The 22,421-nt window shown below is 63.8% G+C and carries 20 protein-coding genes; 14 read left to right on the plus strand and 6 right to left on the minus strand.

Going from position 1 to position 22,421, the window contains the following annotated elements:
- Window positions 1–269: 269 nt before the first annotated feature.
- From BXE_RS33100 to BXE_RS33115, 3 genes are all read right to left on the minus strand, one after another.
- Window positions 270–722: an HU family DNA-binding protein gene (locus BXE_RS33100; RefSeq protein ID WP_007177969.1), complete on the minus strand. Its 453-nt coding sequence runs from the start codon at window positions 720–722 to the stop codon at window positions 270–272.
- Window positions 723–1,274: 552 nt separating this feature from the next.
- Window positions 1,275–2,747 (minus strand): PLP-dependent aminotransferase family protein, encoded by a 1,473-nt coding sequence (locus BXE_RS33110; protein ID WP_011492491.1) that lies wholly within the window; start codon window positions 2,745–2,747, stop codon window positions 1,275–1,277.
- 159 nt (window positions 2,748–2,906) lie between these two features.
- A complete protein-coding gene (locus BXE_RS33115) occupies window positions 2,907–4,448 on the minus strand; it encodes a peptide MFS transporter (RefSeq protein WP_011492492.1) in 1,542 nt (513 codons plus the stop codon).
- Between the two features lie 376 nt (window positions 4,449–4,824).
- Between BXE_RS33115 and BXE_RS33120 the strand changes: the two genes are divergently transcribed.
- The 7 genes from BXE_RS33120 to BXE_RS33150 all read left to right on the plus strand — a co-directional run bounded on the left by BXE_RS33120 (window position 4,825) and on the right by BXE_RS33150 (window position 12,846).
- On the plus strand, window positions 4,825–5,397 hold the full coding sequence (locus BXE_RS33120) for a cupin domain-containing protein (protein ID WP_007177972.1): 573 nt from the start codon (window positions 4,825–4,827) through the stop codon (window positions 5,395–5,397).
- A gap of 181 nt (window positions 5,398–5,578) precedes the next feature.
- A complete protein-coding gene (locus BXE_RS33125) occupies window positions 5,579–7,195 on the plus strand; it encodes a peptide ABC transporter substrate-binding protein (RefSeq protein WP_011492493.1) in 1,617 nt (538 codons plus the stop codon).
- 16 nt (window positions 7,196–7,211) lie between these two features.
- The gene (locus BXE_RS33130; protein ID WP_011492494.1) at window positions 7,212–8,150 is read left to right on the plus strand and encodes an ABC transporter permease subunit; all 939 of its coding nucleotides are present in this window, start codon (window positions 7,212–7,214) and stop codon (window positions 8,148–8,150) included.
- 3 nt (window positions 8,151–8,153) lie between these two features.
- A complete protein-coding gene (locus BXE_RS33135) occupies window positions 8,154–9,068 on the plus strand; it encodes an ABC transporter permease (protein WP_011492495.1) in 915 nt (304 codons plus the stop codon).
- Window position 9,069: 1 nt separating this feature from the next.
- Window positions 9,070–10,068: an ABC transporter ATP-binding protein gene (locus tag BXE_RS33140; RefSeq protein ID WP_011492496.1), complete on the plus strand. Its 999-nt coding sequence runs from the start codon at window positions 9,070–9,072 to the stop codon at window positions 10,066–10,068.
- Window positions 10,065–11,111: an ABC transporter ATP-binding protein gene (locus BXE_RS33145; protein WP_011492497.1), complete on the plus strand. Its 1,047-nt coding sequence runs from the start codon at window positions 10,065–10,067 to the stop codon at window positions 11,109–11,111. Before BXE_RS33140 ends, BXE_RS33145 begins: the two co-directional genes overlap by 4 nt.
- 154 nt (window positions 11,112–11,265) lie before the next feature.
- Window positions 11,266–12,846, plus strand: coding sequence for an OprD family outer membrane porin (locus BXE_RS33150; RefSeq protein WP_040124491.1), 1,581 nt, complete (start codon window positions 11,266–11,268; stop codon window positions 12,844–12,846).
- A gap of 55 nt (window positions 12,847–12,901) precedes the next feature.
- Here the strand turns inward: BXE_RS33150 and BXE_RS33155 are convergent, their stop codons facing one another.
- On the minus strand, window positions 12,902–13,780 hold the full coding sequence (locus tag BXE_RS33155) for an IclR family transcriptional regulator (protein WP_011492499.1): 879 nt from the start codon (window positions 13,778–13,780) through the stop codon (window positions 12,902–12,904).
- Between the two features lie 303 nt (window positions 13,781–14,083).
- Between BXE_RS33155 and BXE_RS33160 the strand changes: the two genes are divergently transcribed.
- Genes BXE_RS33160 through BXE_RS33190 form a run of 7 tightly spaced genes read left to right on the plus strand, consistent with a single transcriptional unit; the run spans window position 14,084 to window position 20,960 of the window.
- Window positions 14,084–15,175 carry an ABC transporter ATP-binding protein gene (locus BXE_RS33160; protein ID WP_011492500.1) on the plus strand — a complete coding sequence of 364 codons (1,092 nt, stop codon included), beginning with the start codon at window positions 14,084–14,086 and terminating at the stop codon, window positions 15,173–15,175.
- Window positions 15,168–16,082, plus strand: a complete 915-nt coding sequence (locus BXE_RS33165) for an ABC transporter permease (protein WP_011492501.1) — start codon at window positions 15,168–15,170, stop codon at window positions 16,080–16,082. The genes BXE_RS33160 and BXE_RS33165 overlap by 8 nt, the downstream gene beginning before the upstream one ends.
- A gap of 50 nt (window positions 16,083–16,132) precedes the next feature.
- A complete protein-coding gene (locus BXE_RS33170) occupies window positions 16,133–16,927 on the plus strand; it encodes an ABC transporter permease (RefSeq protein ID WP_011492502.1) in 795 nt (264 codons plus the stop codon).
- A gap of 23 nt (window positions 16,928–16,950) precedes the next feature.
- The gene (locus tag BXE_RS33175) at window positions 16,951–17,322 is read left to right on the plus strand and encodes a (2Fe-2S)-binding protein (RefSeq protein WP_040124489.1); all 372 of its coding nucleotides are present in this window, start codon (window positions 16,951–16,953) and stop codon (window positions 17,320–17,322) included.
- Window positions 17,319–18,752 (plus strand): NAD(P)/FAD-dependent oxidoreductase, encoded by a 1,434-nt coding sequence (locus BXE_RS33180; RefSeq protein ID WP_011492503.1) that lies wholly within the window; start codon window positions 17,319–17,321, stop codon window positions 18,750–18,752. The genes BXE_RS33175 and BXE_RS33180 overlap by 4 nt, the downstream gene beginning before the upstream one ends.
- On the plus strand, window positions 18,745–19,872 hold the full coding sequence (locus tag BXE_RS33185) for an NAD(P)/FAD-dependent oxidoreductase (protein WP_011492504.1): 1,128 nt from the start codon (window positions 18,745–18,747) through the stop codon (window positions 19,870–19,872). The genes BXE_RS33180 and BXE_RS33185 overlap by 8 nt, the downstream gene beginning before the upstream one ends.
- A 41-nt stretch (window positions 19,873–19,913) precedes the next feature.
- Window positions 19,914–20,960, plus strand: a complete 1,047-nt coding sequence (locus BXE_RS33190) for an ABC transporter substrate-binding protein (protein ID WP_011492505.1) — start codon at window positions 19,914–19,916, stop codon at window positions 20,958–20,960.
- Window positions 20,961–21,046: 86 nt separating this feature from the next.
- Here the strand turns inward: BXE_RS33190 and BXE_RS33195 are convergent, their stop codons facing one another.
- Together BXE_RS33195 and panE are read right to left on the minus strand one after the other, a co-directional pair.
- Complete coding sequence (locus tag BXE_RS33195; RefSeq protein WP_011492506.1) at window positions 21,047–21,346, minus strand: hypothetical protein; 300 nt, start codon at window positions 21,344–21,346, stop codon at window positions 21,047–21,049.
- A gap of 63 nt (window positions 21,347–21,409) precedes the next feature.
- On the minus strand, window positions 21,410–22,345 hold the full coding sequence (gene panE, locus BXE_RS33200; RefSeq protein ID WP_011492507.1) for a 2-dehydropantoate 2-reductase: 936 nt from the start codon (window positions 22,343–22,345) through the stop codon (window positions 21,410–21,412).
- Window positions 22,346–22,421: the final 76 nt, after the last annotated feature.

A 22,421-nucleotide genomic window follows, 5' to 3' on the forward strand; every position in this document is an offset into this window, starting at 1 on the left:
CGGCCGGCAAGGCTCCGCTGTCATCGTACTGCGGCGGCCCATGATGCGCTAGTACGGTGCATACGCAGCACCGCGGTGCGCGCGAGGAAAGTTTTCATGACCGCGCCCGCATTCGCAACACGCCATGAACGCGCATGAAAAATCCCCGTGGATTTGCACCCACGGGGATTCAGGCAACGTGCACTGCGGATCGCCCCCGAAGGGTACTCCCTGCGGGGCATTTCAAACGTCAGCGATTGTTAGAAACAACGCCGACGCATGAAACGTGATCAGCCTGCAGCAGCGTCTTTCAGCTTCTTCAGCGGACGTGCCTTGATGCGCACGCTAGCCGGCTTGGCCGGGAACCAACGCTCTTCACCCGAGAACGGGTCTTTGCCGAAGCGCTTCTTCTTCGCCGGCACAGCTTGCACGACGATCTTCAGAAGACCCGACAGCGTGAATTCGCCAGCGCCCTTCTTATGCACTGCGCCGAGGATCGTGTCTTCGAGCGCGGCCAGAACGGCCTTGGCGGTCTTCGGTTCCACAGCGGCGCGTTCAGCGACGTGTGCAGCCAGCGAGGCCTTCGTGAAGGTGTCCTTGATCGGCGACGGAGCGCTGGACGCCTTCACGGCGACCTTCTTAGCTGCGACGGCTTTCTTCGCAGGAACTTTCTTTGCAGCAACCTTCTTGGTCGGTACCGGGGCAGCAGCCTTCTTGGCCACCTTTTTTGCGGAAGTCGGCATGTTTCTCCTACCTGTTGTGGTCAGTGAATTGCACGAAGCGTTCACGGTATGCGCACGCTTCAACGCCGGATTCTACAAGCGCTGATACGATTTGCGCGACTCTTTTATGTATAACGGCGAAGGTTTGTTGCGCGGCGCAGACTGCACAACACATTTTGATGCTTGTTTTAGCGGGTAAACGTGCGTCGAGGGGTCCGGCAACACCAACGCGTAACGTACGTTACAAGTCATTTCGACGCATGAATAACGGCACTTTCTGCGCCGCAGAACAGGCGCCGGCTCGTCCGATCATCGCAAAAAAGACGCCGCGGCGCCCTCGCCGTCCTCTTTCGCGCAGCGGAAAAACACGCCCCGTGCAGCGAAAAGCACTGCAAGGGGCGACCAATCTCGCCCTGCGGCAGAAAATCGCGGGCTCGTTCCAACGCGCGGTTACTGCCGGCGACGTGCTTCAGATCGTGTTCGCATTCCTTCACGTGAGCCAGGTACTCGCTTGCGTCGCGCGCGAGGCGCGGCAGTCCGCGCAACAGCAGATGCCCGAGCGTGCCTTGCGTGTTACTGCGCGAGCCGCGGCAGGATGCCGGCGAGCTTCGTGAGCGCGGCGTCGATCTGTTCGACCGCGATATTGCCGTAGCCGAAGATCAGACCCGGCCGCGCCTTCACGCGCAGATGAAAAGCCGCGAGCCCATATAAGCCGATCGATGCTTCACGCGCCGCGCTCACCACGGCCTGCTCGGTCAGCGGCGCTTTCAGATGCGCCGCCATATGGATGCCGGCCGTGGGCACGATCGGTTCGAACCAGGGCGCAAGGCCGCCATGCAGATGGTCGAGCAGCATCGCGCGGCGCGCCGCATAGGTCTTGTGCATGCGCCGCAGGTGCTTGGCGAAATCGCCGTTGAGCATGAAAGACGCGAGCGCGGTTTGCGTGAGCGTGCAGCCGTGCCAGTCGGTAATCTGGCGCGCCTTGAGCAGCGGACCATAGAGCGAAGCCGGCGGCACCACGTAGCCGACTCGCAGTTCGGGAAAGATCGTCTTTGAAAACGTGCCCACGTACGCCACGAGGCCGGCGCGGTCGAGGCTTTTCAGAGGTTCCATCGCCCGGCCTTCGAAGCGGTACTCGCAGTCGTAGTCGTCCTCGATGATGACCGCGCCGCGTTTCTGCGCCCATTCGAGCAATTCGACGCGGCGCTCCAGACTCATCGGCATGCCGAGCGGAAACTGGTGCGAAGGCGTCACGTAGACGAGCCGCGCCTTGTCCGGCAGCTTGCTGACGATCAGGCCTTGCGCATCCACCGGCACGGGCACCACGCGCGCGCCGGTGGCCTTCAGGCACGCGTGGGCGGGCGAATAACCGGGGTCCTCGATCGCCGCGACTTCGCCGGCGCGCAAGCTGATGCGCGCCAGCAGATCGAGCGCGTGCTGTGCGCCCTGCGTCACGATCACGTCTTCCCAGTTGCTCGCCACGGCGCGATTGAAGGCCAGATAGCGCGAGATCGCGAGGCGCAACTCCTGCTCGCCGGCCGCATCGCGATACGCGCCGGGGCCGCGCGATTGCGCGCGCAACGCACGATTCACGCAGCGGCGCCAGACCTCGAAGGGAAACAACGTCTTGTCCGTCGCGCCGCCTATGAAGTCCTGCGGCAACAGCGCCGAAGGCCGCGGCAACGCGAGGCGCTCGGGCATTTCTTCCCACAGCGGCTGGGCGCGCGCGGCGGCCTTCGCCCTGAGCCGCTCGCGCGACGACTCCACCGCCCGCGCATGCGGGGAGCGCTCCACCGGCAAACGTTCCAGGCCATCGGCGACGAAAGTGCCCGAGCCGGCGCGGGCGCTGAGATAGCCTTCAGAGAGCAGCCGCTCGAATACGTCGAGCGTGGTCTTGCGCGAAACACCCAGTTGCGTGGCGAGATCGCGCGTGGACGGCAGGCGCGTGCCGCCGGCAAGCCGCCCTTCGAGGATGCCCGCGCGCAACTGCCGATAGATCTGTCCAGAGAGATCGTGATGCCCTTCGACCGCGATATGGATTTCCATCCGGGTGACTACCTCGAGTGTCCGGCAAACGGTTGTTTCGGAAGACCACTGTCGATCGTAAGCTTACCCCTGTCGCCGCGGTCGGCGGGGTCATCGACGAGGAGGCGCGGCTCACGCCGTTCGGCGGCGCCTTCGCGCCGCAACCGGCGTTGCAGCGGATCACTCCGCTACCACGCCATTGAGTGCCGCGGTTTGCCGCGCGCTCTCGCGTGCTGCGTCGCTGCAACGCTGATGTTCGCGCGACAGCTTGCGCATCAAAGGCAACAGCAGGACGGCCACCAGCGCGCCTACCGCCGCCAGCCAGCCCAAACCGGTGAACAGCCTCGTATAGAGCGGCAGCGATTCGAGCGGATCCATGTCGCCCGCCGGCATCTGCGCGAAATTCGCGACCACGCTGCCCAGATATTGCGACACGCCGGTCGCGACGAAGTACGCGCCCATCATGAAACCGCTCATGCGCGCTGGTACGTAGCGCGCGATCATGGCGAGCCCGAGACCGCTCACCAGCAATTCGCCGAGCGAATACAGGCCGTAGCCGCCCACCATGAACCACGACGATACGCGCCCGTTCACCGCATAATTTCCGCTCGCCGCGTAGACGAAGAAGCCGGCCGCCACCACCGCGAAACCGAATGCGTATTTCACCGCTACAGGCACGTCCTTGCCGCTCTTCGCCAGCTTCGTATAAAGCAGCGCGAGCACCGGGCTCAGCAACATGATCCAGATCGGGTTGAGCGCCTGGAACTGCGCGGCGCTCCACGTGAACCACGTCTGGCCGAACAGGATGAAACGCGGATCGACATTGCGCAGCGCGAACAGCGTGAGCGAGGTCGACATCTGCACGTAGAACACGAAGAACAGGATCACCTGCGCGGTCAGGATCAGCGCGGCGACCAGACCCGAGCGCTCCGAACGTTCGCACTTCACCAGCATGTAGCCGAAGATCGCCAGAATCGCGACGCCCGCCGTGTACACGCAGGCCACCGCGATCGCCTTGTGCTGCAGCACGAACATGGTCGCCGCGCCGAGCGCGAGGCCGCCCAGCGCGACCGCGCCGACGCGCTTCCAGCGCACCGGTTCGGCGTCCGGCGCGGAGCCGATATGCGCGAGCGTGCGGAACATGACGACGTAGTTCAGCATCGACAGCAGCATCCCCGCGCAGCAGACGGCGAACGCCGTGTGCCAGCCCCAATGGTCCTTGATCCACGGCGTGGCGAGCATCGACACGGTCGAGCCGATGTTGACCGCCATGTAGTAGATCGTGAACGCGCTGTCGATGCGCGCGTCGTCGCCTTCATAGATACGGCGCACGAGATTCGCGGCATTGGCCTTGAAGAGGCCGTTGCCCACCACGATCACGCCGAGCGACGCGTACATGTAGGCAAGCTGGTCGTTCGGCAGCGCCAGCATGAAATAGCCGGCGGACAGCACGCCGGCGCCGAAGATCATGGTGCGGCGCGCGCCGAGAATCCTGTCGCCGATCCAGCCGCCGATCGAAGGCGACGCATACACCAGCGCCGTGAATGCGCCCCACGTGAGGGTGGCATGGCTGTCGCTGAACTGCAGCTTGTCGATCATGAACAGGACCAGCAGCGCGGCCATGCCGTAGTAGCCGAAGCGCTCCCACATCTCGATCAGAAAGACCGTCGAAAACGAACGGGTCTGCGACACGCGCGCACCCGGCGGATTGGATGAATTCATCATGTACCTCTTGTTCAAATGGTTGCGGCGTCGCGCCTGGGCGTCGGCGTGGACGCACCCGGGTTTTTGCCGCACTCGCGCCCGCGGCCGGAAATAGTCTGTAGTGTCATGCTTTTAACCCTGCTGATATCCAAATTGCATAGATGCGTTTACCGCGATGCATACTGCGGACATTTCCGCATTTGCTCTGCCGTTTTCCGAAATAAACGGTCATTTTGGCTGGGTTTAGTTTCGATTCTGGCAACATAGAGTGTTATCTCGAATTGCGGTCGCCTGCATCGCCCGGCGCAGATTAGACCTGCTGCCCCGTCCAGACCGCAATCAAAACATATTTACATATATCAAACAAATTTTGACGGGCTAATTTCCTCCTGCTATGGTCACGACAATTCAAAAGAGCAATCCGGCACTAGAAATCGGCAGCAAGATCCGCGCGCTGCGGCAACGCCTCAAGCGCACGCTGGATGACACGGCAACCGCGGCGGGTATTTCCAAGCCGTTTCTGTCGCAGGTGGAGCGCGGCCTCGCGTCGCCGTCCATCACGTCGTTGGCGGGGATCGCAAACGCACTCGGGGTCACGGTGCAGTATTTCGTCGACACACCCAGCGAGGAACGCTGTGTGAGCCGCGGCGATCAGTTGAGGTTTTTCGGTTTTGCGGATTCGGCCAATCTGTTTGCGCGGCTGACCAACGTGACGGGCGGCCGTCAGCTCGAAGCGATCCTGGTGAGGATGCCGCCCGGGCAGAAGCGCTCCGAAGTCACCACGCATGCCGGAGAAGAGTTTATGTATGTGATCGACGGCGAAGTGTCGTTGACACTGGAAGGCAAGACGTTCGTGTTGCACGCGGGAGACAGCGCGCATTACGAATCGACGGTACCGCACAGCTGGGTGAACACCGCGCGCATCGAGTCGGTGGTCGTCTGGGTGGGCACACCAAGACTGTTCTGAAGAGCAGGCACCTTATCCGGTCGAGCCGGCCAGGGATTGCCTGCATTACGCAATGTAAGGAATCCTGCATGTCGCGCTACCAACACGAGCAACAAGGGCCGCCCTGGCCCGAGCAACGCAGCTAGACCGGCGCCCCGGCGCCAGTGCGTTTCTCTCTCGACCTTTCCTGCGATCTCAATCGATGAAAACCCCGTTCGTCTACGCGACGGCGCTGACCGCGCTCGTCCTCACGTTTGCCCCGTCCGCTTTTGCCGTCAACGTACCCGCTGGCGTCACACTCGCCGCGAGCCAGGAAATCACCCGGCAGGTGCCGGCTGAAACCGAATCGCTCGACCCCGCGCATATCGAATCGTGGACCGGCAATACGATCGCGCTCGATCTGTTCGAAGGCCTGACGCGCATCGACGCGGCCGGCGCGGTGGTGCCGGGCGTCGCGCAATCGTGGACGCGCACCGGGCCCGACACGTGGGTGTTCAAGCTGCGCCACGATGCGCGCTGGAGCAACGGTCAGCCGGTCACGGCCGCGGACTTCATCTACGCATGGCAGCGCGTGCTCGATCCGAAAACCGGCTCGAAGTACACCGTGCTGGTCGAATTCGTGAAGAACGCCAAGGCGATTCTCGCCGGCAAGGCGCCGCTCGCGAGCCTCGCCGCGCGCGCCGTCGACCCGTACACGCTGGAAGTCACCACCGAAGTGCCCGCCGCCTTCTTCCCGCAACTGGCCGCCATGCCGACAATGGCGCCGGTCAACCGCGACGTCGTGACGAAGTTCGGCGGCGAGTGGACGCGGCCGGGCAACTTCATCGGCAACGGGCCTTACACGCTGACGGACTGGCAGCCGAGCAACCGGCTGGTGGGCACGAAGAGCAAGACGTACTGGAACGCCGGCAAGGTCGTGATCACGAAAGTGACCTACCTGCCGATCGAAAACGACGAAACGGCCATGCGTATGTATCAGGCCGGCCAGTTCGACTACACGTATTCGGTCCCCTCCGGCATCTATGCGCAGGTGAGCAGGCAGTTCGGCTCCGAACTGAAAACCGGCCTGCAGATCGCCACTTACTACTACAGCCTGAATAACGAAGACCCACTGTTCAAGGACAAGCGCGTGCGCCAGGCCCTCTCGATGGTGCTCGACCGCGACCTGCTGACCCAGCGCCTTACCGCGGACGGCGAACTGCCCATGTATGGGCTGATTTCCAAAGGCACGCAAGGCGCGGCCGTCTTCAAGCCCGACTGGTCCACCTGGCCGATGCCCAAACGCGTGGACTACGCCCGCGATCTGCTGAAGCAGGCCGGTTATTCGGAGACCAAGCCGCTCACGTTCACGCTGACCTACAACACCAACGACCTGCACAAGAAGGTCGCGCTCTTCGCCACCTCCGAATGGCGCACCAAGCTCGGCGTGAACGCGAAACTGGAGAACGTCGAATACAAGGTGCTGCTCAAGCAGCGCCACGACGGCAAGGTGCAGGCCTCGCGCGACGGCTGGTTCGTCGACTATAACGACGCCATGTCGTATTTCGATCTGATCCGCTGCAATAGCGTGCAGAACGATCAGCGCTACTGCAACCCGCAAGTGGACAAACTGGTCGATCAGGCCAACCAGCAACTCGACGACGCGAAGCGCACCGCCCTGCTCACGCAGGCGCACGATCTGGCGATGAACGACTATCCGCTGGTGCCGCTCTTCCAGTACTCGGCGGACCGTCTGGTGAAGCCGTACGTGGGCGGCTACACGTCGACCAACTACGTCGACCAGCGCGCCACGCAAGACATGTATCTGATCAAGCACTGAGCGCGGGAGCACCGTCATGCTGGCCTATACGCTGCGCCGCACGCTTTGGGCGATCCCGACCATTCTCGCCGTGATCACCGCGTGCTATCTGCTGCTGCATCTCACCCCGGGCGGCCCGTTCGACACCGAGAAGCAACTCTCGGCGGCCGTGCTCGCGAACCTCAACGCCAGGTATCACCTCGACGAACCGTTGTGGCTGCAGTATCTCCACTACCTCGGCTCACTGCTGCACGGCGACCTCGGGCCGTCGTTCCGCTACGCCGACTGGTCCGTCAACGACCTCGTGTGGAAAGCGCTGCCGGTGAGCCTCGGCGTGGGCGGCGTATCGGTGCCGATCGCGCTCGTGATCGGCGTCGCGCTCGGCACCGTGGCCGCGGTGCGGCGCGACCGCTTCGCCGATCACTTCGTGATGGTGCTCGGCAATATCGGCAACGTGGTGCCGCCGTTCGTGCTGGGTCCGGTGCTGGTGTGGATCTTCGCGATCCTGCTGAAAACGTCCGCGGGACACGGCTGGCTGCCGGCCGGCGGCTGGGGCGAAGGCGAATGGCGCTATCGCGTGCTGCCTATCGTGCTGCTCACCATCATCAACGTCGCCGCGATTGCCCGCGTGATGCGCGGCAGCATGATCGAAGTGCTGTCGGGCAACTTCATCCGCACGGCGCGCGCCAAAGGCCTGCCGGGCCGCACGATCGTCCTGCGCCACGCAATGAAACCCGCGCTGATGCCGGTCGTCTCGCTGCTCGGCTCGATCTGCATCTCGTCGATCACCGCGGCGGTCGTCACCGAATCGGTGTTCGCGCTGCCGGGTCTCGGCCAGCTGGTCGTCAACGGCGCGATCAATCGCGATTACACCCTCGTGCTCGGCCTCGTCGTGCTGACAACCGCAATCGCCGTGCTGTTCAATCTGCTGGTCGACCTCGCGTACGCGTGGCTCGATCCGCGCATCCGGTACTGATCCATGCCCCGCTCAATTCAATCGACTGCCGCGGCGCTCGACCCGCTCGCGGCCATCGCCAGAGCGCCGCGCTCGCGCGGCCCGCTCGCCACCGCCGCGTGGCGCTTCGTGCGCAACCGCGCCGCGTTTGCCGGCTTCGTGATGCTGATGCTGATCGTGATCGCCTGCGTAGCCGGCCCGTGGTTTCTGCCGAACAATCCGATCGATAGCGACTGGAGCGCGATCAGCCTGCCGCCCACCTTGCAGAACATGCACTGGTTCGGCACCGACGAGCTCGGCCGCGATCTGCTCGCGCGCACGCTGCAAGGCGGCCGCGTTTCGCTCGAGGTCGGCCTGCTCGGCACGCTCGTGTCGGGGCTGATCGGCGTCGCGTACGGCGCGACCGCCGGTTATCTGGGCGGACGCGTCGACGCGGTGATGATGCGCATCGTCGACATGATGTACGCGATTCCCTACATGCTGATCGCGATCCTGATGATGACCATGTTCGGCCGCGCGTTCTACCTGGTCGTGCTCACCATCAGCGCGTTCTCGTGGCTCGACATGGCGCGCGTGGTGCGCGGCCAGACACTGTCGCTGCGCTCGCGCGAATTCATCGACGCCGCGAAGGCGATCGGCGTGAGTTCGCGTTCGATCATCGCGCGTCACATCGTGCCGAATCTGTTCGGCGTGGTCGTGGTGTACGCGAGCGTGACGGTGCCGAACATCGTGCTGACGGAATCGGTGCTGTCGTTTCTCGGCCTCGGCGTACAGGAGCCGATGACGAGCTGGGGCGTGCTGATTCAGGACGGCGCGCAGAAGCTCGAATCCATGCCCTGGCTGCTGCTGTGTCCCGCCGTGATGTTGTGCGTGACGCTGTATTGCGTGAATTTCGTCGGCGACGGTTTGCGCGATGCATTCGATCCGAAGGACCGTTGACATGCCGCTACTCGAAGTCAAAGACCTCAGCGTGCGCTTTACACGCCGCGAAGGCGCACCCGTCGACGCGGTGCAACGCGTGTCGTTTTCGCTGGAAGCGGGCCGCACGCTCGGCATTGTCGGCGAATCGGGTTCCGGGAAAAGTCAGACCGTGATGGCATTACTGGGGCTGCTCGCCGGCAACGGCAAGGTGTCGGGCAGCGCGACCTATCGCGGCGAAAACCTGCTGGCCATGAACGAAGCGGCGCTGAACCGGATTCGCGGCGACCGCATCGGCATGATCTTTCAGGACCCGATGACCTCGCTCAATCCGTTCCTGACGATCGAGCGGCAGATGACCGAGACGCTCGAACTGCACCGCAAGATGTCGCGCCGCGAAGCGCGCCGCCGCGCGATCGAAACGCTGGAATCAGTGCGCATTCCGGATGCCGCGCGCCGCATCAACATGTATCCGCACGAATTTTCCGGCGGCATGCGGCAACGCGTGATGATCGCAATGGCCTTGCTTTCCGAACCCGAAATCCTGATTGCCGACGAACCCACCACCGCGCTCGACGTGACCGTGCAGGCGCAGATCATCGAACTGTTGCGCGAACTGAACCGCGAACGCGGCACGGCGATCATTCTGATCACGCACGACATGGGCGTAGTGGCCGGCCTGTGCGACGACGTGATGGTGATGTACGCCGGCCAGACCGTCGAGCAGGCGAGCGCCGCCGCGCTGTTTGCCGCGCCGACGCATCCGTACACGCTCGGCCTGCTGAACGCGCTGCCGCGTCTGACCGACGATGACGACGAGCGTCCGCTGCAAACCATTCCGGGCAATCCGCCGTTGCCCGGCGAAGTCGGCGCGGGCTGCGCTTTTGCCCCACGTTGCGGATACTGCACCGAGCGCTGCCGCGAATCGCGCCCCTCCCTTGTTGCTGAAGAAGGCTATCCCGACGCCCTGCGCGCATGCTTCAGGCCGGCAGGCGAAATTCTGGAGGCACAACACGTATGAACGCAACACCTATCGCGAATCAGGACGCGGCAACGCTGTTGCGCATCGACAATCTCAAGGTGCAATTCGGCGTGCCGCGCGGCGGCTTTCCGTGGTCCGGCAAAGCCACGCTGCGCGCGGTGGACGGCGTGTCGTTCAACGTGCGGCGCGGCGAAACCGTGGGACTCGTCGGCGAATCGGGTTGCGGCAAGTCCACGCTCGCGCGCGCGATCATCGGTCTCGCGCCCGTGGCGAGCGGCAGCGTGCGCTGGCTCGGAGACGAAACCGTGCTGCCGGGCGCGCGCCGCGATACGTCCCGTTTGCGCCGCGACGTGCAGATGATTTTCCAAGACCCGCTTGCCTCGCTCGATCCGCGCATGACGATCGAACAGATCGTCGCCGAGCCGTTGACGACACACGGTCAGGACATTGCACGCGCCGACGTGCAGCGGCGCGTGCTGACCATGCTCGAACGCGTCGGCCTGAACGCGCAGCATCTGCGCCGTTATCCGCACGAGTTTTCCGGTGGACAGTGCCAGCGCGTCGGCATTGCGCGCGCATTGATCGGCGAGCCGCAACTGGTGATCTGCGACGAACCGGTGTCCGCGCTCGACGTGTCGATCCAGGCGCAGATCGTCAACCTGCTGCGCGATCTGCAACGCGAGTTGTCGCTGTCGCTTCTGTTCGTCGCGCACGATCTGGCCGTGGTGAAAGCAATCAGCCACCGCGTGCTGGTGATGTATCTGGGACGTGTGATGGAGTTCGGCGACAAGCGCGAGGTGTACAGCACGCCGCGCCACCCATACACGCGGGCGTTGCTTTCGGCCGTGCCGGTGCCCGATCCGGTGGTGGAACGGGCGCGCCGTCATCTGCTGTTGCGCGGCGAGATTGCCTCGCCACTCAATCCGCCCTCCGGTTGCGCGTTTCGCACGCGCTGCCCGGATGCGATCGAAGCCTGCGCCCAAGAGATTCCACAGCCTGTCACGCACGGTGCCAATGCGACACGCGTCGCCTGCATTCGCGTGGTGGACACCTCGCAGGAAGCCTTGTCGGCCAACCGCTAAAGCAACGAACCTGAGAAGTTAGAAACCATATTCCCGGCGCGGCGGGCCGTCGCGCCGCCGGATGCGTTCGTCCTTTCATCAGCATGACGAACGATAAGCGCGGACTGGCTAACCGCCAGCCAAAGATTCACCACAATAATCAGAGACGTATTCAATGAAAGATACCCGATCAAAAAAGCGGTCAAAAAAAACCGGAGCCGCGACTTTCTTTTACTGCGCGTTCACGCTTCCCGCGTTGACGCTAGCCACGAACGCGTATGCCGATGACAGCGTGACGGAGCCCACCTCCAGAACGCCCAAAGCTCAGACGCTCTCGCAAACGTTGTCGTCCCCCGCGCAGCATGCCGCGGATTCGTCGGCGGTGCAAAGCAATCCGTCCGGCAAGCGCCGCGCGGACCAGGGCGGCCAGGTGCGCAACGACCAGCCGGACACCACCAATGCCATCGTCAACGCCGAAGCCGATCAGACGGTCTTACCGCCAGTACCCCTGTCGAGCCAGGCAGCGAGCAAGGGTTTCATCGCCGACAGCCATCTGAATCTGCAGTTTCGCAACTATGCCGACTACTTCCAGGCACCGGACACGATCTACCGTCACGCGTGGGTTCAGGGCATGCAGGTCAACTATGAATCCGGCTACACGCAAGGGCCGGTCGGCTTCGGTGTGGACGCGTCGCTGTTCGGCGCGCTCAAGCTCGACGGCGGCAACGGCGCGGGCAACATGGTGCACGTGGGCAAGGGCGGCGGCGGTTCGGAACAACTTGCGTGGGCATATCCCGGCATGTACGACATCAAGGGGCGCATTTCGGAAACGGTCGTGAAATACGGGTTGCAGATCGTCACCAACCCGTTCCTCGAACCTCACGACAATCGCGCGCTGCCGCCAACCTTCCTCGGCGTCTCGATGGTCAGCAACGATCTCGCGCACACCGAGCTCCAGGCCGGCAGTTTCACCAGGGTCGACGCGCGCGGTCACACGAACCTGAGCAATCTCACTACTTCGTATGGCGGCACGCGCATAGATCGCCTCACTTATGTGGGCGGCACATGGCACTATGCAAAGAACGGCGAGATGGCCCTGTATGTCGATCAGGCCGACGACGTCTGGCGTCAGTATTACGGCTCGGTCGCGCAGTCGTTCGGCGATCCCGCCACGATAAAGTGGAGCGGGCTCGCGAACATCTACTCGACGCACGACACCGGCGCGTCACGTCAGGGGTATATCAACAGCAACGCCTACAGCGTGTCGGTTTCCGCGCAGCACGGCGCGCATGCGCTGCTGCTCGGCTACCAGCAGGTGCTCGGCGACCAGTTCTTCGACTACGTCAACGAGACCAACGGTATCTACCTGACCAACTCGATGGACGTGGACTACAACGCGCCGCACGAACAGTCGCTGCAATTGCGCTATACGTTCGACGGCAAATACGCCGGCGTGCCGGGACTCAAGGCGATGTTCTGGGGGCAATACGGCTGGGGCGCGGATGCGTCGGCGGGCGCGGCGGAGAATGCTTCGCCTTCGGCGCCGCTGCATGATCTCTACTGGAAGAACGGCGAACCGGTGCATGGGCATCACCACGAGTTCGGCTTCATTCCGAGCTATACGCTGCAAAGCGGACGCTTCAAGGATACGAAGGTCACGTTCATCGCCATGTGGCATAACAGCCAGTACCACTACTCGGATGGCAACAACATGGAATACCGGCTGGTGGTGAATGTGCCGGTAAAGGTGTTCTAGGCGGTTGCAAACATTCGAGGCGACTTGCGCGTCGCCTCGTTGAGCGCGCCTGCGCTTATCCCGTGATCCGTTCGGTGGTCATGGCGCGCGACAGGCCATGCATCGGCCTGCGTAACGCGACATCGAACGGGTTGGTTTGCGGGCCGATTGCATCGGCTTGCCGGCGCAGCAATTCGACCACCATCGGCAGACGGTCGTCGGCGAGACGCGCGGCCAGCGTGCCGACGCTCAACGCGGCGACCGCCACGCCGGTGCGATCCAGAATCGGCACCGCCACGCCCGCCATGCCGTCGAGCACACCGCTATTGCGCCCCGCGTAGCCGAACTGGCGCACGCGTTCGATCTCCGTGCGCAAATACACCTCGTCGAGCACGCCGTAGCCGCGAATTCGCGGCACGTTGAAACGGATGATCTCCTCACGCTCCGCCTCGGGCAAAAACGCGAGAATCGCCAGACTGCCCTGCCCGACACCTAACGCCACCCGCCCGCCTATATCGCCGGTGAACGAGCGGATCGGAAACGGCCCTTCGCAGATGTCGAGGCACACCGCGTCGAAACTGCTTTTGACGAGCAGAAAGATCGTGTCGCCGAGACTGGCGCACAAGCGCAGCAACGCGGGACGGCATAGCGTGCGCATGCCGCTCGGGTTGCCGGCCTGCGCCGCAAGCGCGAAAAAATCCACACTCAGCCGGTACAGTTTGGAGTTTTCGTCCTGTTCGACGATGCCCTCGGCGATCAACGCATGCAGGATGCGGTGCACCGTGCCCTGCGTCAGTCCGACCGCTTTCGCCAGACGCGTGACACGCCCGCCGTCGGGCTGCGCCTCGGACAACGCGCGAATCACCGCGAACGCACGTTCCAGCATGCCGGGGCCGGGCGTGCCGCCCGGTTCGGCCACGGCGGTGTCGGCATCTCGTTTGGCGGCAACTTTCATCTTTCTGGCTCTTGATTATTTCATTGACCGGAACACTATAAAGCGTTTTATCCGCAAGTGGAATCCTTGAACGTTCCGCTTCCCAGGACGTTGTGTCGATGATTCATAGGGATTTTCCGGACGTCACGCAGCGGAATAACGGAGCGCGCTTTTCGCGAATATCTTTCATACAGTGGAATTTTTTTCAATCTTATACCGGTAATCGGAATTTGAAATTGACTGACGGTAATTTGGCTGGCTAGAGTCGGCGTCATCGAGGCAGTAGTCGATTGAACCGGTGTCGAACCATCCAAAGGCCAGATCATGTCGTTCCTCACACTTACCGACGTCACGAAATCGTTCGGCGATCTGCACGCAGTCGCCGACGTGAACCTGTCGGTGGAAAAAGGCGAGTTCGTTTCATTGCTCGGGCCGTCGGGCTGCGGCAAGACCACCACCTTGCAGATGATCGCGGGCTTCGTCGAAACCACGCGCGGACGCATCACGCTCGACGGCCGCGACATCACGCACATGAAGCCGAACAGGCGCGGCCTCGGCATCGTGTTCCAGAGCTACGCGCTGTTTCCGCACATGAGCGTCGCCGACAACGTCGGCTTCGGGCTGGAAATGCGCAACATCGACAAAGCCGAGCGCAAGGAGCGCATTCGCGAAGCGTTGGCGCTGGTGCGGCTCGACACGCTCGCGCATCGCTTTCCGCGCGAACTCTCCGGCGGTCAACGGCAGCGCGTGGCGATTGCCCGTGCGATCGTGATCGCGCCGCCCGTGCTGCTGCTCGACGAACCGATGTCGAATCTCGACGCCAAACTGCGTGAAGACATGCAGTTCGAACTGCGCGGCATTCAACGCAAGATCGGCACGACCACCATCATGGTGACGCACGACCAGTCCGAAGCGCTCTCTATCAGCGATCGCGTGGTGGTGATGGAAGCCGGCCGCATTACGCAGATCGACACGCCGTACGAAGCATACGAGCGCCCGGAAAATCGCTTCGTCTCGCAGTTCATCGGCAAGGCCAACATGCTGCCTGGCATCGTGGTGGCGCGCGAGGGCGACGCGATCCGCATCGATCTCGGCCACGACCTCGCGGAAACCGGGCACACGGCACAGTTGCCGGCGCGCGAGCGCGTAGTCGCCGTGGGCGACGCGGTGACCTTGTGCATCCGCCCGGAAAAGCTGCGCCTGTGCGCACCGGACACGGGACGTGTGCCGGCAACCGTCACGAGCCGCTTTTTCCTCGGCAGCCAATGGTTGTACCGGCTCGACAGCCGGCTCGGCGAAGTGCTGGTGTGCTGCCAGAACGAAGGCACGGAGCCGCTGCCCGAAGGCGCGGCAGTGGGTGTGGACTGGAACAGCGAGGCGATCCGCTTCATTCAACGGGACGCGCATCATGGCTAGTACGCTGCCCGCAACCGACAAGCGCGACGTGAAATCCGGCGGCGCCCGCCGCGCGCCCTGGCAGGCATTTTTGCCGCTATGGCTGATGTGCGCGCCGGCCTTTCTGCTGTTCGTGGCGCTCGTGCTCGTGCCGCTTCTGATGACGCTCGTGCTGACCTTCTATCGCTTCGATCCGGCCAGCGGTCCGATCGCCGCGTTCCAGTTCGGCAATTACACGGAAGTGCTGAGCTCGTCGTATTACCACACCATCTTTCTGCGCACCTTCGGCATTGCGTTTCTGGTCACGCTGCTGTGTGTCGTGATCGGCACGCCGGAAGCGTACGTGCTGTCGCGCATGCGCGACCCGTATCGCTCGATGTTCCTGCTGGTGATTCTCGCGCCGCTGCTGGTCTCCGTAGTGGTGCGGGCCTTCGGCTGGAGCATGCTGCTCAACACCAACGGCCTTGTGAATCAGGCATTCGGCCTGGTCGGACTCGGGCCTTACAAGCTCGAGTACACCACCTTTGCGATCGTCATTGCACTCGTGCACGTGATGCTGCCGTTCATGGTGATTCCGGTTTGGACCGCGCTGCAAAAGCTCGACCCGCAAACGGAAAACGCCGCGCTTTCGCTAATGGCATCGCCCGCCACCACGCTGCGCCGCATCGTTCTGCCGCAACTCACGCCGGGCATTCTGTCGGGCAGCCTGATGGTGTTCGGCTTGTCGGCGAGCGCCTTTGCGATTCCCGGCCTGCTCGGCGGACGGCGCCTGAAAGTGGCCGCCACTGCCGTGTACGACGAGTTCCTCGGTTCGCTGAACTGGCCGCTCGGCGCGACCATCGCGCTCCTGCTGCTGGTTGCGAACCTGATCGTGATGCTCACGTACTACCGGGTTCTGGAACGCAGATACACCCGAAGCCTCGGCTAGTTCATCGGCGCACTTACAGTTCACTCGTTGGCTCACTCAGTGAAAACACCATGAGAAAAAACGGCCCCATCGCGCTGATTTTCCACACGCTCGTGATTGCGTTCGTGCTCGCGCCGCTCGTGATCGTCGTGCTGGTCGCCTTCACGCCCGACGAAACGCTCACGTTGCCCACGCACGGCTTCTCGTTGCGCTGGTTCCGCGCGATCCTCAATTACCCGGATTTCATCAGCGCGTTTTTCAATAGCCTGAAGCTGGCGTTCGCTTCGGCAACGCTCTCGCTGATCGTGGCGCTGCCCGCCGCGCTCGCCATCGGCCGCGCGCGCTTTCCCGGCCGCAGCTTTCTCAACGGCCTGTTGCTGTCGCCGCTCGTGATTCCCGGCCTCGTACTCGGCATCGCGCTGCTGCGCTTTTTCGCGCTGATCGGTGCGACCGGCTCGTTCGCCTGGCTCGTGCTCGCGCACATGATCATCATCACGCCGTTCGTCATGCGGCTCGTGCTGGCTTCGGTAAGCGGACTCGACCGCAGCGTCGAGCACGCTGCCAACTCGCTCGGCGCCGATGCATGGACCACGTTTCGCCGCATCACTTTCCCGATGATTCTGCCGGGCATAACCGGCGGCTGGCTGCTGGCCTTCATCAACAGCTTCGACGAATTGACCATGTCGATCTTCGTCACCTCGCCGCAAACCGTCACGCTGCCGGTGCGCATGTACATGTACGCCACCGAATCGATCGACCCGATGATGGCTTCCGTGTCCGCGCTGGTGATCTTCATCACGGGCGGCGCGATGCTGCTGCTCGACCGCGTGTATGGCCTCAATCGCATTCTGATCGGCCAGCATTGATGTCTTCTTCCGACCACGCTCTCATGCCGTCCACAACGCCGTCTACTCATGCCACCGCGCCGCGCCGCGAGCCGCAATTCATCCGTATCGCGGAAACGCGGCGCGAACCGCTGCACTTCTTTCTGGATGGCGAGGAAGTCGCCGCGCTGCAAGGCGACACGCTGCTGACGGCCGTGCTGATGCAGCAACGCCGCGTGCGCGAAAGCGAATTCAGCGGCGCGCCGCGCGCGGGTTTCTGCCTGATCGGCGCATGTCAGGACTGCTGGATGCGCACCGAAGACGGCAAGCGCGTCCGCGCGTGCTCGACGCTCGTGACCGAGGGCATGCGGGTGCTCACGCGCCGCGCCGCCGCTGTCGAAGCCGGCACCGCGAATAGAAACGGAGACGCGCGATGAGCGACGAACGCCGCATCGTGATCGTCGGCGCCGGACCGGCTGGCGTACGCGCTGCCGAGACGCTGGTGGCGGCGGGCGTGAAGCCGGTCGTGATCGATGAAAACGCGCGCTGGGGCGGCCAGATCTATCGGCAACCGCCCGCCAATGGCGGATTTCAGCGCTCGAAAAAAACGCTCTACGGTTTCGAAGCGCACAAGGCCGATGCGCTGCATTCGACCATGTCCGCACTTCTGCCTCATCTCGACTATCGCCCCGACACGCTTGCGTGGGCGTGCGAAGCGGGCCACCTCGACACCTTGCACGCGGGACGCGAGCGGCGCGTGCCGTTCTCGCATCTGATCATTGCCAGCGGCGCGACCGACCGTGTGCTGCCGGTGCCGGGCTGGACACTGCCCGGCGTCTACACGCTCGGCGCCGCCCAGGTCGCACTGAAGGCGCAAGGCTGCGCGATTGGCCGGCGCGTCGTGCTGGCCGGCACCGGTCCGCTGTTGTACCTCGTGGCGTACCAGTACGTGAAAGCGGGCGCGCAAGTCATGGCCGTGCTCGACACGAGTCCGTTCTCGCAGCAGATCGCGGCGGCGCCGAAACTCGCGCGCCTGCCGTCCACGTTCGCCAAAGGCCTCTATTACGTCGGCTGGCTGAAAATGCATGGTGTGCGGATCGAGCGCGATGTGACGCTGGTCGGCATGCGCGGCGTAGAGGGTGTGGAAGCGCTCGAATGGCGCGCCGCGCGTAATGGTTCGGTAACCGAAACAATCGCGTGCGATGCGGTTGGCGTGAGCTTCGGCCTGAAGCCCGAAACGCAACTCGCCGATCTCGCGGGCTGCCGCTTCCGTTTCGACTCGGCCAACCGCTGCTGGCTGCCTGAAACGGACCCGGCGGGACGCACTTCCGTGCGCGGCCTGTATGTTGCCGGCGACGGCGCGGGCATTGCCGGTGCGGACGCCGCCGAACTGGCCGGCCGACGCGCCGCGCTCGCCTTGCTCGACGATCTCGGCATAGCGCATCCGCGTGGCCCGAACATGCCCGACGCCGTATCGATCGAACGCAGCCTGAAACGTATCGCGGTGTTTCGCGAGGGAATCGAAACGGCGTTCGCGCCGCCCGCGAAATGCGCGTCGCAATGGCCCGACGACATGACCGTGTGCCGCTGCGAAGAAATCGACGCAGGCACGTTAAGGCGCTGCATCCGTGGCGGCGAAGCGAATGAGATCAACCGGCTGAAGGCGCTCACGCGCGTCGGCATGGGCCGCTGCCAGGGGCGCATGTGCGGCGAAGCCGCGCTCAGCCTGCTCGCCGAAGAAACCGGCAAACCCCTCGACGCAGTGGGCCGCTTGCGCAGCCAGCCGCCCGTCAAACCCATTCCGCTCTCGCCGTCCATGTATGCCGACGACGTCGCTGAAATCCCCGTGGAGGCGCGCGATGAGTGACACCCTGCATTACGACGTCGCGATCGCGGGCGGCGGGCTGGTCGGTTCATCAGCGGCGTTGGCGCTGGCAAAGCGCGGCTTGCGCGTCGGCCTGTTCGAGCGACGCTATTGCGGCGCACAGGCGAGCGGCGTGAACTACGGCGGCGTGCGCTGCCAGGGACGCCCGGTCGAACAGATGCCGCTCGCGATCCGCGCACGGCGTATCTGGGACCACTTGCCGGAGTTGATCGGCATCGACGGCGAATTCACGGTGTCGGGCCATTTGCGCCTCGCCCGCAGCGAAAGCGCGCTGGCCGCGCTGCAAGCGTGGGCCGCGATGGCGCGCGACTACGGTGTGCACGCGCAACTGATCAGCGGCGCGGCGTTCCGCGAGCGCTATCCTTGGCTCGGCGCAGCGGCCGTCGGCGGCTCGCTGTGCGCGACGGACGGTCATGCGAATCCACGGCTGGTGTCGCCCGCCTTCGCGCGTGCCGCGCGGGCCGCGGGCGCGGACGTGCGCGAACAAACCGAACTCACCGACATTCAGCACGACGGCACGCGTTTTCAATTGCGCGCCGGCGACCTGCGCGTCAGCGCCGACTGGCTGATCAATTCGGCCGGCGCGTGGGCGAATACCGTGGCGGGCTATTTCGGCGAGACCGTGCCGATGAAACCGATCTACCCGAACATGTGGGTCACCGAGCCGCTGCCGCTCTTCATCACCCACAACCTCGGCGTATATGGCGGCGGCATCTACGCACGGCAGGTGGCGCGCGGCAATTGCGTGATCGGCGGCGGACGCGGACATGGCGACGGCGAATACGGCCAGCCGTCGACGGAAACCACGCGCGCGGTGATGCGCGACGCGTGCGCGCTGCTGCCCGCGTTGCGCGAGGCGTTGCTGATCCGCACGTGGAGCGGCGTGGAAGGTGAAACGCCCGACAGCAATCCGATCATCGGCGCGAGCCGCACCGCGCCGCGTCTGTTGCATGCATTCGGTTTTTCGGGCGGTGGGTTTCTGCTCGCGCCGGGCGTCGGCGAAGTGCTCGCCGATCTCGTGCTCGACGGCGCCACCGCCACGCCACTCGACGCTTTTTCGATTGGCCGCTTTGCTGCTGTGGCGACCTCTCCAGTCGCCTGAGTCATCGTTTAGTGAACTTTAGTGAACCCCGGAGCTTCTCAATGAAACTGTTCAAAACGCTCGCGGCGCTGGCCGCATTATGTGCATTCGGCGCGGCCGCGCCAGCGTGGTCGCAAACCAGAACCATCTACATCGGCATGAATGGCGGTCCGATGGAAAAAGCCTATACGAGCCAGGTGCTGCCCGACTTCGAGAAAGCCAACAACGTGAAGGTGGTCGTGGTGCCGGGCACGTCGTCGGACATTCTCGCCAAGCTGCTGGCCAACAAGGCCAGCCCGCAGATCCACGTGGTGTTTCTCGACGACGGCGTGATGGCGCGCGCGGTCAGCATGGGTGTGTGCAGGAAGCTCGACGATTCGCCGGTGCTCAAGGAACTCTATCCGTTCGCGCGCATGAAGGACGACATGGGCGCGGGCGTGCAACTCGGCATGACCGGCATTGCGTACAACAAGAAGCTGTTCGCTGAGAAAGGCTGGGGGCCGCCCACCTCGTGGATGGATTTCGCCGATCCGAAATACAAGGGCAAGGTGGTGTTCCAGTCGGCGTCGAGCAGCACTTTCGGCCTGCATGGCTTTCTCGCCATCAACCGTTTGATGGGCGGCAGCGAGCAGAACGTGGAGCCGGGCTTCACGAAATGGGCGAGCACGGTGGGACCGAACGTGGTCGAGTACGTGCCGAATTCGGCGAAGATTTCCGAAATGGTTCAGACCGGCGAGGCGGGCCTGTTCCCGTTGACGCCGACCGCCGTGGGCGATCTGGCGGACAAGGGCATTCCGGTCGGCTATGTGAATCCGAAGGAAGGTCCGGTGTTGCTGCTGGTCGATCTGTGCGTGGTCAACAACAACCCGGATCCGCAACTGGCGCAGAAGCTCGCGCAGTTCCTGCTGTCCGCGCCCGCGCAAACCAAAGCCGCCGAGGCCGGCCGTCAGATCCCCACCAACCGCACGGCGAAGATGACGCCGTCCATGCAGCAAAGCCTCGGCAACGTGGAAGACTTGGTGCGCAAGGTGACGGTGGTGGATTGGGACGCGATCAACGCGCACCGCGCGCAGTGGGATACGCGCTGGAACCAGCAGATCGAACGCTAAGCCGGTCTGCTGCGGTTGCAACGAAAACGCGCGCCTTGCAGAGTTGCAACGCGCGCGTTTTTTGTGGGCTTGCAGGAATGGTGGCTTTAGAAAACCACCGACATGGCCACCGCCAGCCAGATCGCCGTCACGCCCGCCAGGAACAGATGCCGCGCAATGCGCACCCGGCGGTCGCTGGTTTCGGGTTCGACAGGGCTCGTTGCGACCCACGGCACGAGCCCGAGGCAGCCAAAGCCGATCAGCGCGAACACGAACACGAAGACATCGGCGACTCGCCAGCCGGTCGGCTCATACATGCCCCAATAGCCGAGAAAGACGATCCCGATCGAAAAGATCGTGGCCGACGCGGAGCTCAGCGCGGGCACTGATCCGGATGGACTCGGCATGCTTCACCTCCGATCGTTGGGCTGTCATGGTCATGCCTGCCGGGTCCCGCGCTGCGGCTTCATTCAGGACGTGCGGGTCTGCCTCGCTTCATACGTCTTCAGATGACTATAGGCGATGCGCAGCAACGACAGGCCGTGCTCGCCCTTTTGCGCGTCGCCGCCGCGCGAAATCAGGTCGCCCAGAATGTGATCCGCCTCGGTATGCGAGTGGTTTTCCACATCGCGCAACATCGAAGCGGTGAGCGGCGAAGGCGTAAAGAGCGTCTGCGTGGCGCGTGCGTCGAAGTCGGGGCCCATTGTGAAACCGTTGTGCTCGGCCACGGCCCGCGCCTCGCCCAGCAGATTTTCGATCACGCGTTTGCCGTCCGGCGCCGTCAGAATATCGCCGACCGAACCGCGCATCAAGCACGTGGCGGACGCCAATGTGGCGAGGAACACCCACTTCTCCCACATGCGCAGCAAAATGTTGTCGCTGACCAGCGCGTCGAAATTCGCGCCGCTCATTGCCTCGGCGATGGCCTGCACACGTTCGGACGTGCCGCCCGCCTGCTCGCCGAAAGTGATCGCATGGGTGTCGTTCAGATGCACGATGTGCTGCTCGCCGTTGAGCGTCGCGGCAATCACGCATTGACCGCCCAGCACGCGCGCGGCGCCGAACTTTTCGTTGAGCACCTCGATATGGCGCATGCCGTTGAGCATGGGCAGAACCAGCGTCGATTCGCCCACGAACGGCGCGAAGGAGTCGATGGCGTCGTCGAGACTGTAGGCTTTGCAGCTCAGCAGCACCAGATCGAACGGCTCGGCGCTCACACCGGCGAGAATGGTTTGAGGGTCGCGCAAGGTGAGATCGCCGCGCACGCTGCTGATCACGAGCCCGTCGCGCTTGAGCTTCTCCGCCCGGCCGGGGCGCACGAGGAAGGTCACGTCCTGTCCCGCCGCCGCGAGACGTCCGCCGAAATAGCCGCCCACGGCACCCGCCCCTACTACTAGAATTCGCATCTTTGGCCTCTTGATAGATTTCGGTCACGCGCGCCGCGTCCGTGAGCAAAGGCTTCGGGAACGCACAGGCAGTGCG

This window comes from Paraburkholderia xenovorans LB400 (genome assembly GCF_000013645.1).
Classification (GTDB): Bacteria; Pseudomonadota; Gammaproteobacteria; order Burkholderiales; family Burkholderiaceae; genus Paraburkholderia; species Paraburkholderia xenovorans.

Bases quoted from the DNA above. Each gene is read 5' to 3' on its own strand.
- BXE_RS33100 (WP_007177969.1), bottom strand. From the start codon at position 722: ATGCCGACTTCCGCAAAAAAGGTGGCCAAGAAGGCTGCTGCCCCGGTA.
- BXE_RS33110 (WP_011492491.1), bottom strand. From the start codon at position 2,747: ATGGAAATCCATATCGCGGTCGAAGGGCATCACGATCTCTCTGGACAG.
- BXE_RS33115 (WP_011492492.1), bottom strand. From the start codon at position 4,448: ATGAATTCATCCAATCCGCCGGGTGCGCGCGTGTCGCAGACCCGTTCG.
- BXE_RS33120 (WP_007177972.1), top strand. From the start codon at position 4,825: ATGGTCACGACAATTCAAAAGAGCAATCCGGCACTAGAAATCGGCAGC.
- BXE_RS33125 (WP_011492493.1), top strand. From the start codon at position 5,579: ATGAAAACCCCGTTCGTCTACGCGACGGCGCTGACCGCGCTCGTCCTC.
- BXE_RS33130 (WP_011492494.1), top strand. From the start codon at position 7,212: ATGCTGGCCTATACGCTGCGCCGCACGCTTTGGGCGATCCCGACCATT.
- BXE_RS33135 (WP_011492495.1), top strand. From the start codon at position 8,154: ATGCCCCGCTCAATTCAATCGACTGCCGCGGCGCTCGACCCGCTCGCG.
- BXE_RS33140 (WP_011492496.1), top strand. From the start codon at position 9,070: ATGCCGCTACTCGAAGTCAAAGACCTCAGCGTGCGCTTTACACGCCGC.
- BXE_RS33145 (WP_011492497.1), top strand. From the start codon at position 10,065: ATGAACGCAACACCTATCGCGAATCAGGACGCGGCAACGCTGTTGCGC.
- BXE_RS33150 (WP_040124491.1), top strand. From the start codon at position 11,266: ATGAAAGATACCCGATCAAAAAAGCGGTCAAAAAAAACCGGAGCCGCG.
- BXE_RS33155 (WP_011492499.1), bottom strand. From the start codon at position 13,780: ATGAAAGTTGCCGCCAAACGAGATGCCGACACCGCCGTGGCCGAACCG.
- BXE_RS33160 (WP_011492500.1), top strand. From the start codon at position 14,084: ATGTCGTTCCTCACACTTACCGACGTCACGAAATCGTTCGGCGATCTG.
- BXE_RS33165 (WP_011492501.1), top strand. From the start codon at position 15,168: ATGGCTAGTACGCTGCCCGCAACCGACAAGCGCGACGTGAAATCCGGC.
- BXE_RS33170 (WP_011492502.1), top strand. From the start codon at position 16,133: ATGAGAAAAAACGGCCCCATCGCGCTGATTTTCCACACGCTCGTGATT.
- BXE_RS33175 (WP_040124489.1), top strand. From the start codon at position 16,951: ATGCCGTCCACAACGCCGTCTACTCATGCCACCGCGCCGCGCCGCGAG.
- BXE_RS33180 (WP_011492503.1), top strand. From the start codon at position 17,319: ATGAGCGACGAACGCCGCATCGTGATCGTCGGCGCCGGACCGGCTGGC.
- BXE_RS33185 (WP_011492504.1), top strand. From the start codon at position 18,745: ATGAGTGACACCCTGCATTACGACGTCGCGATCGCGGGCGGCGGGCTG.
- BXE_RS33190 (WP_011492505.1), top strand. From the start codon at position 19,914: ATGAAACTGTTCAAAACGCTCGCGGCGCTGGCCGCATTATGTGCATTC.
- BXE_RS33195 (WP_011492506.1), bottom strand. From the start codon at position 21,346: ATGCCGAGTCCATCCGGATCAGTGCCCGCGCTGAGCTCCGCGTCGGCC.
- panE (WP_011492507.1), bottom strand. From the start codon at position 22,345: ATGCGAATTCTAGTAGTAGGGGCGGGTGCCGTGGGCGGCTATTTCGGC.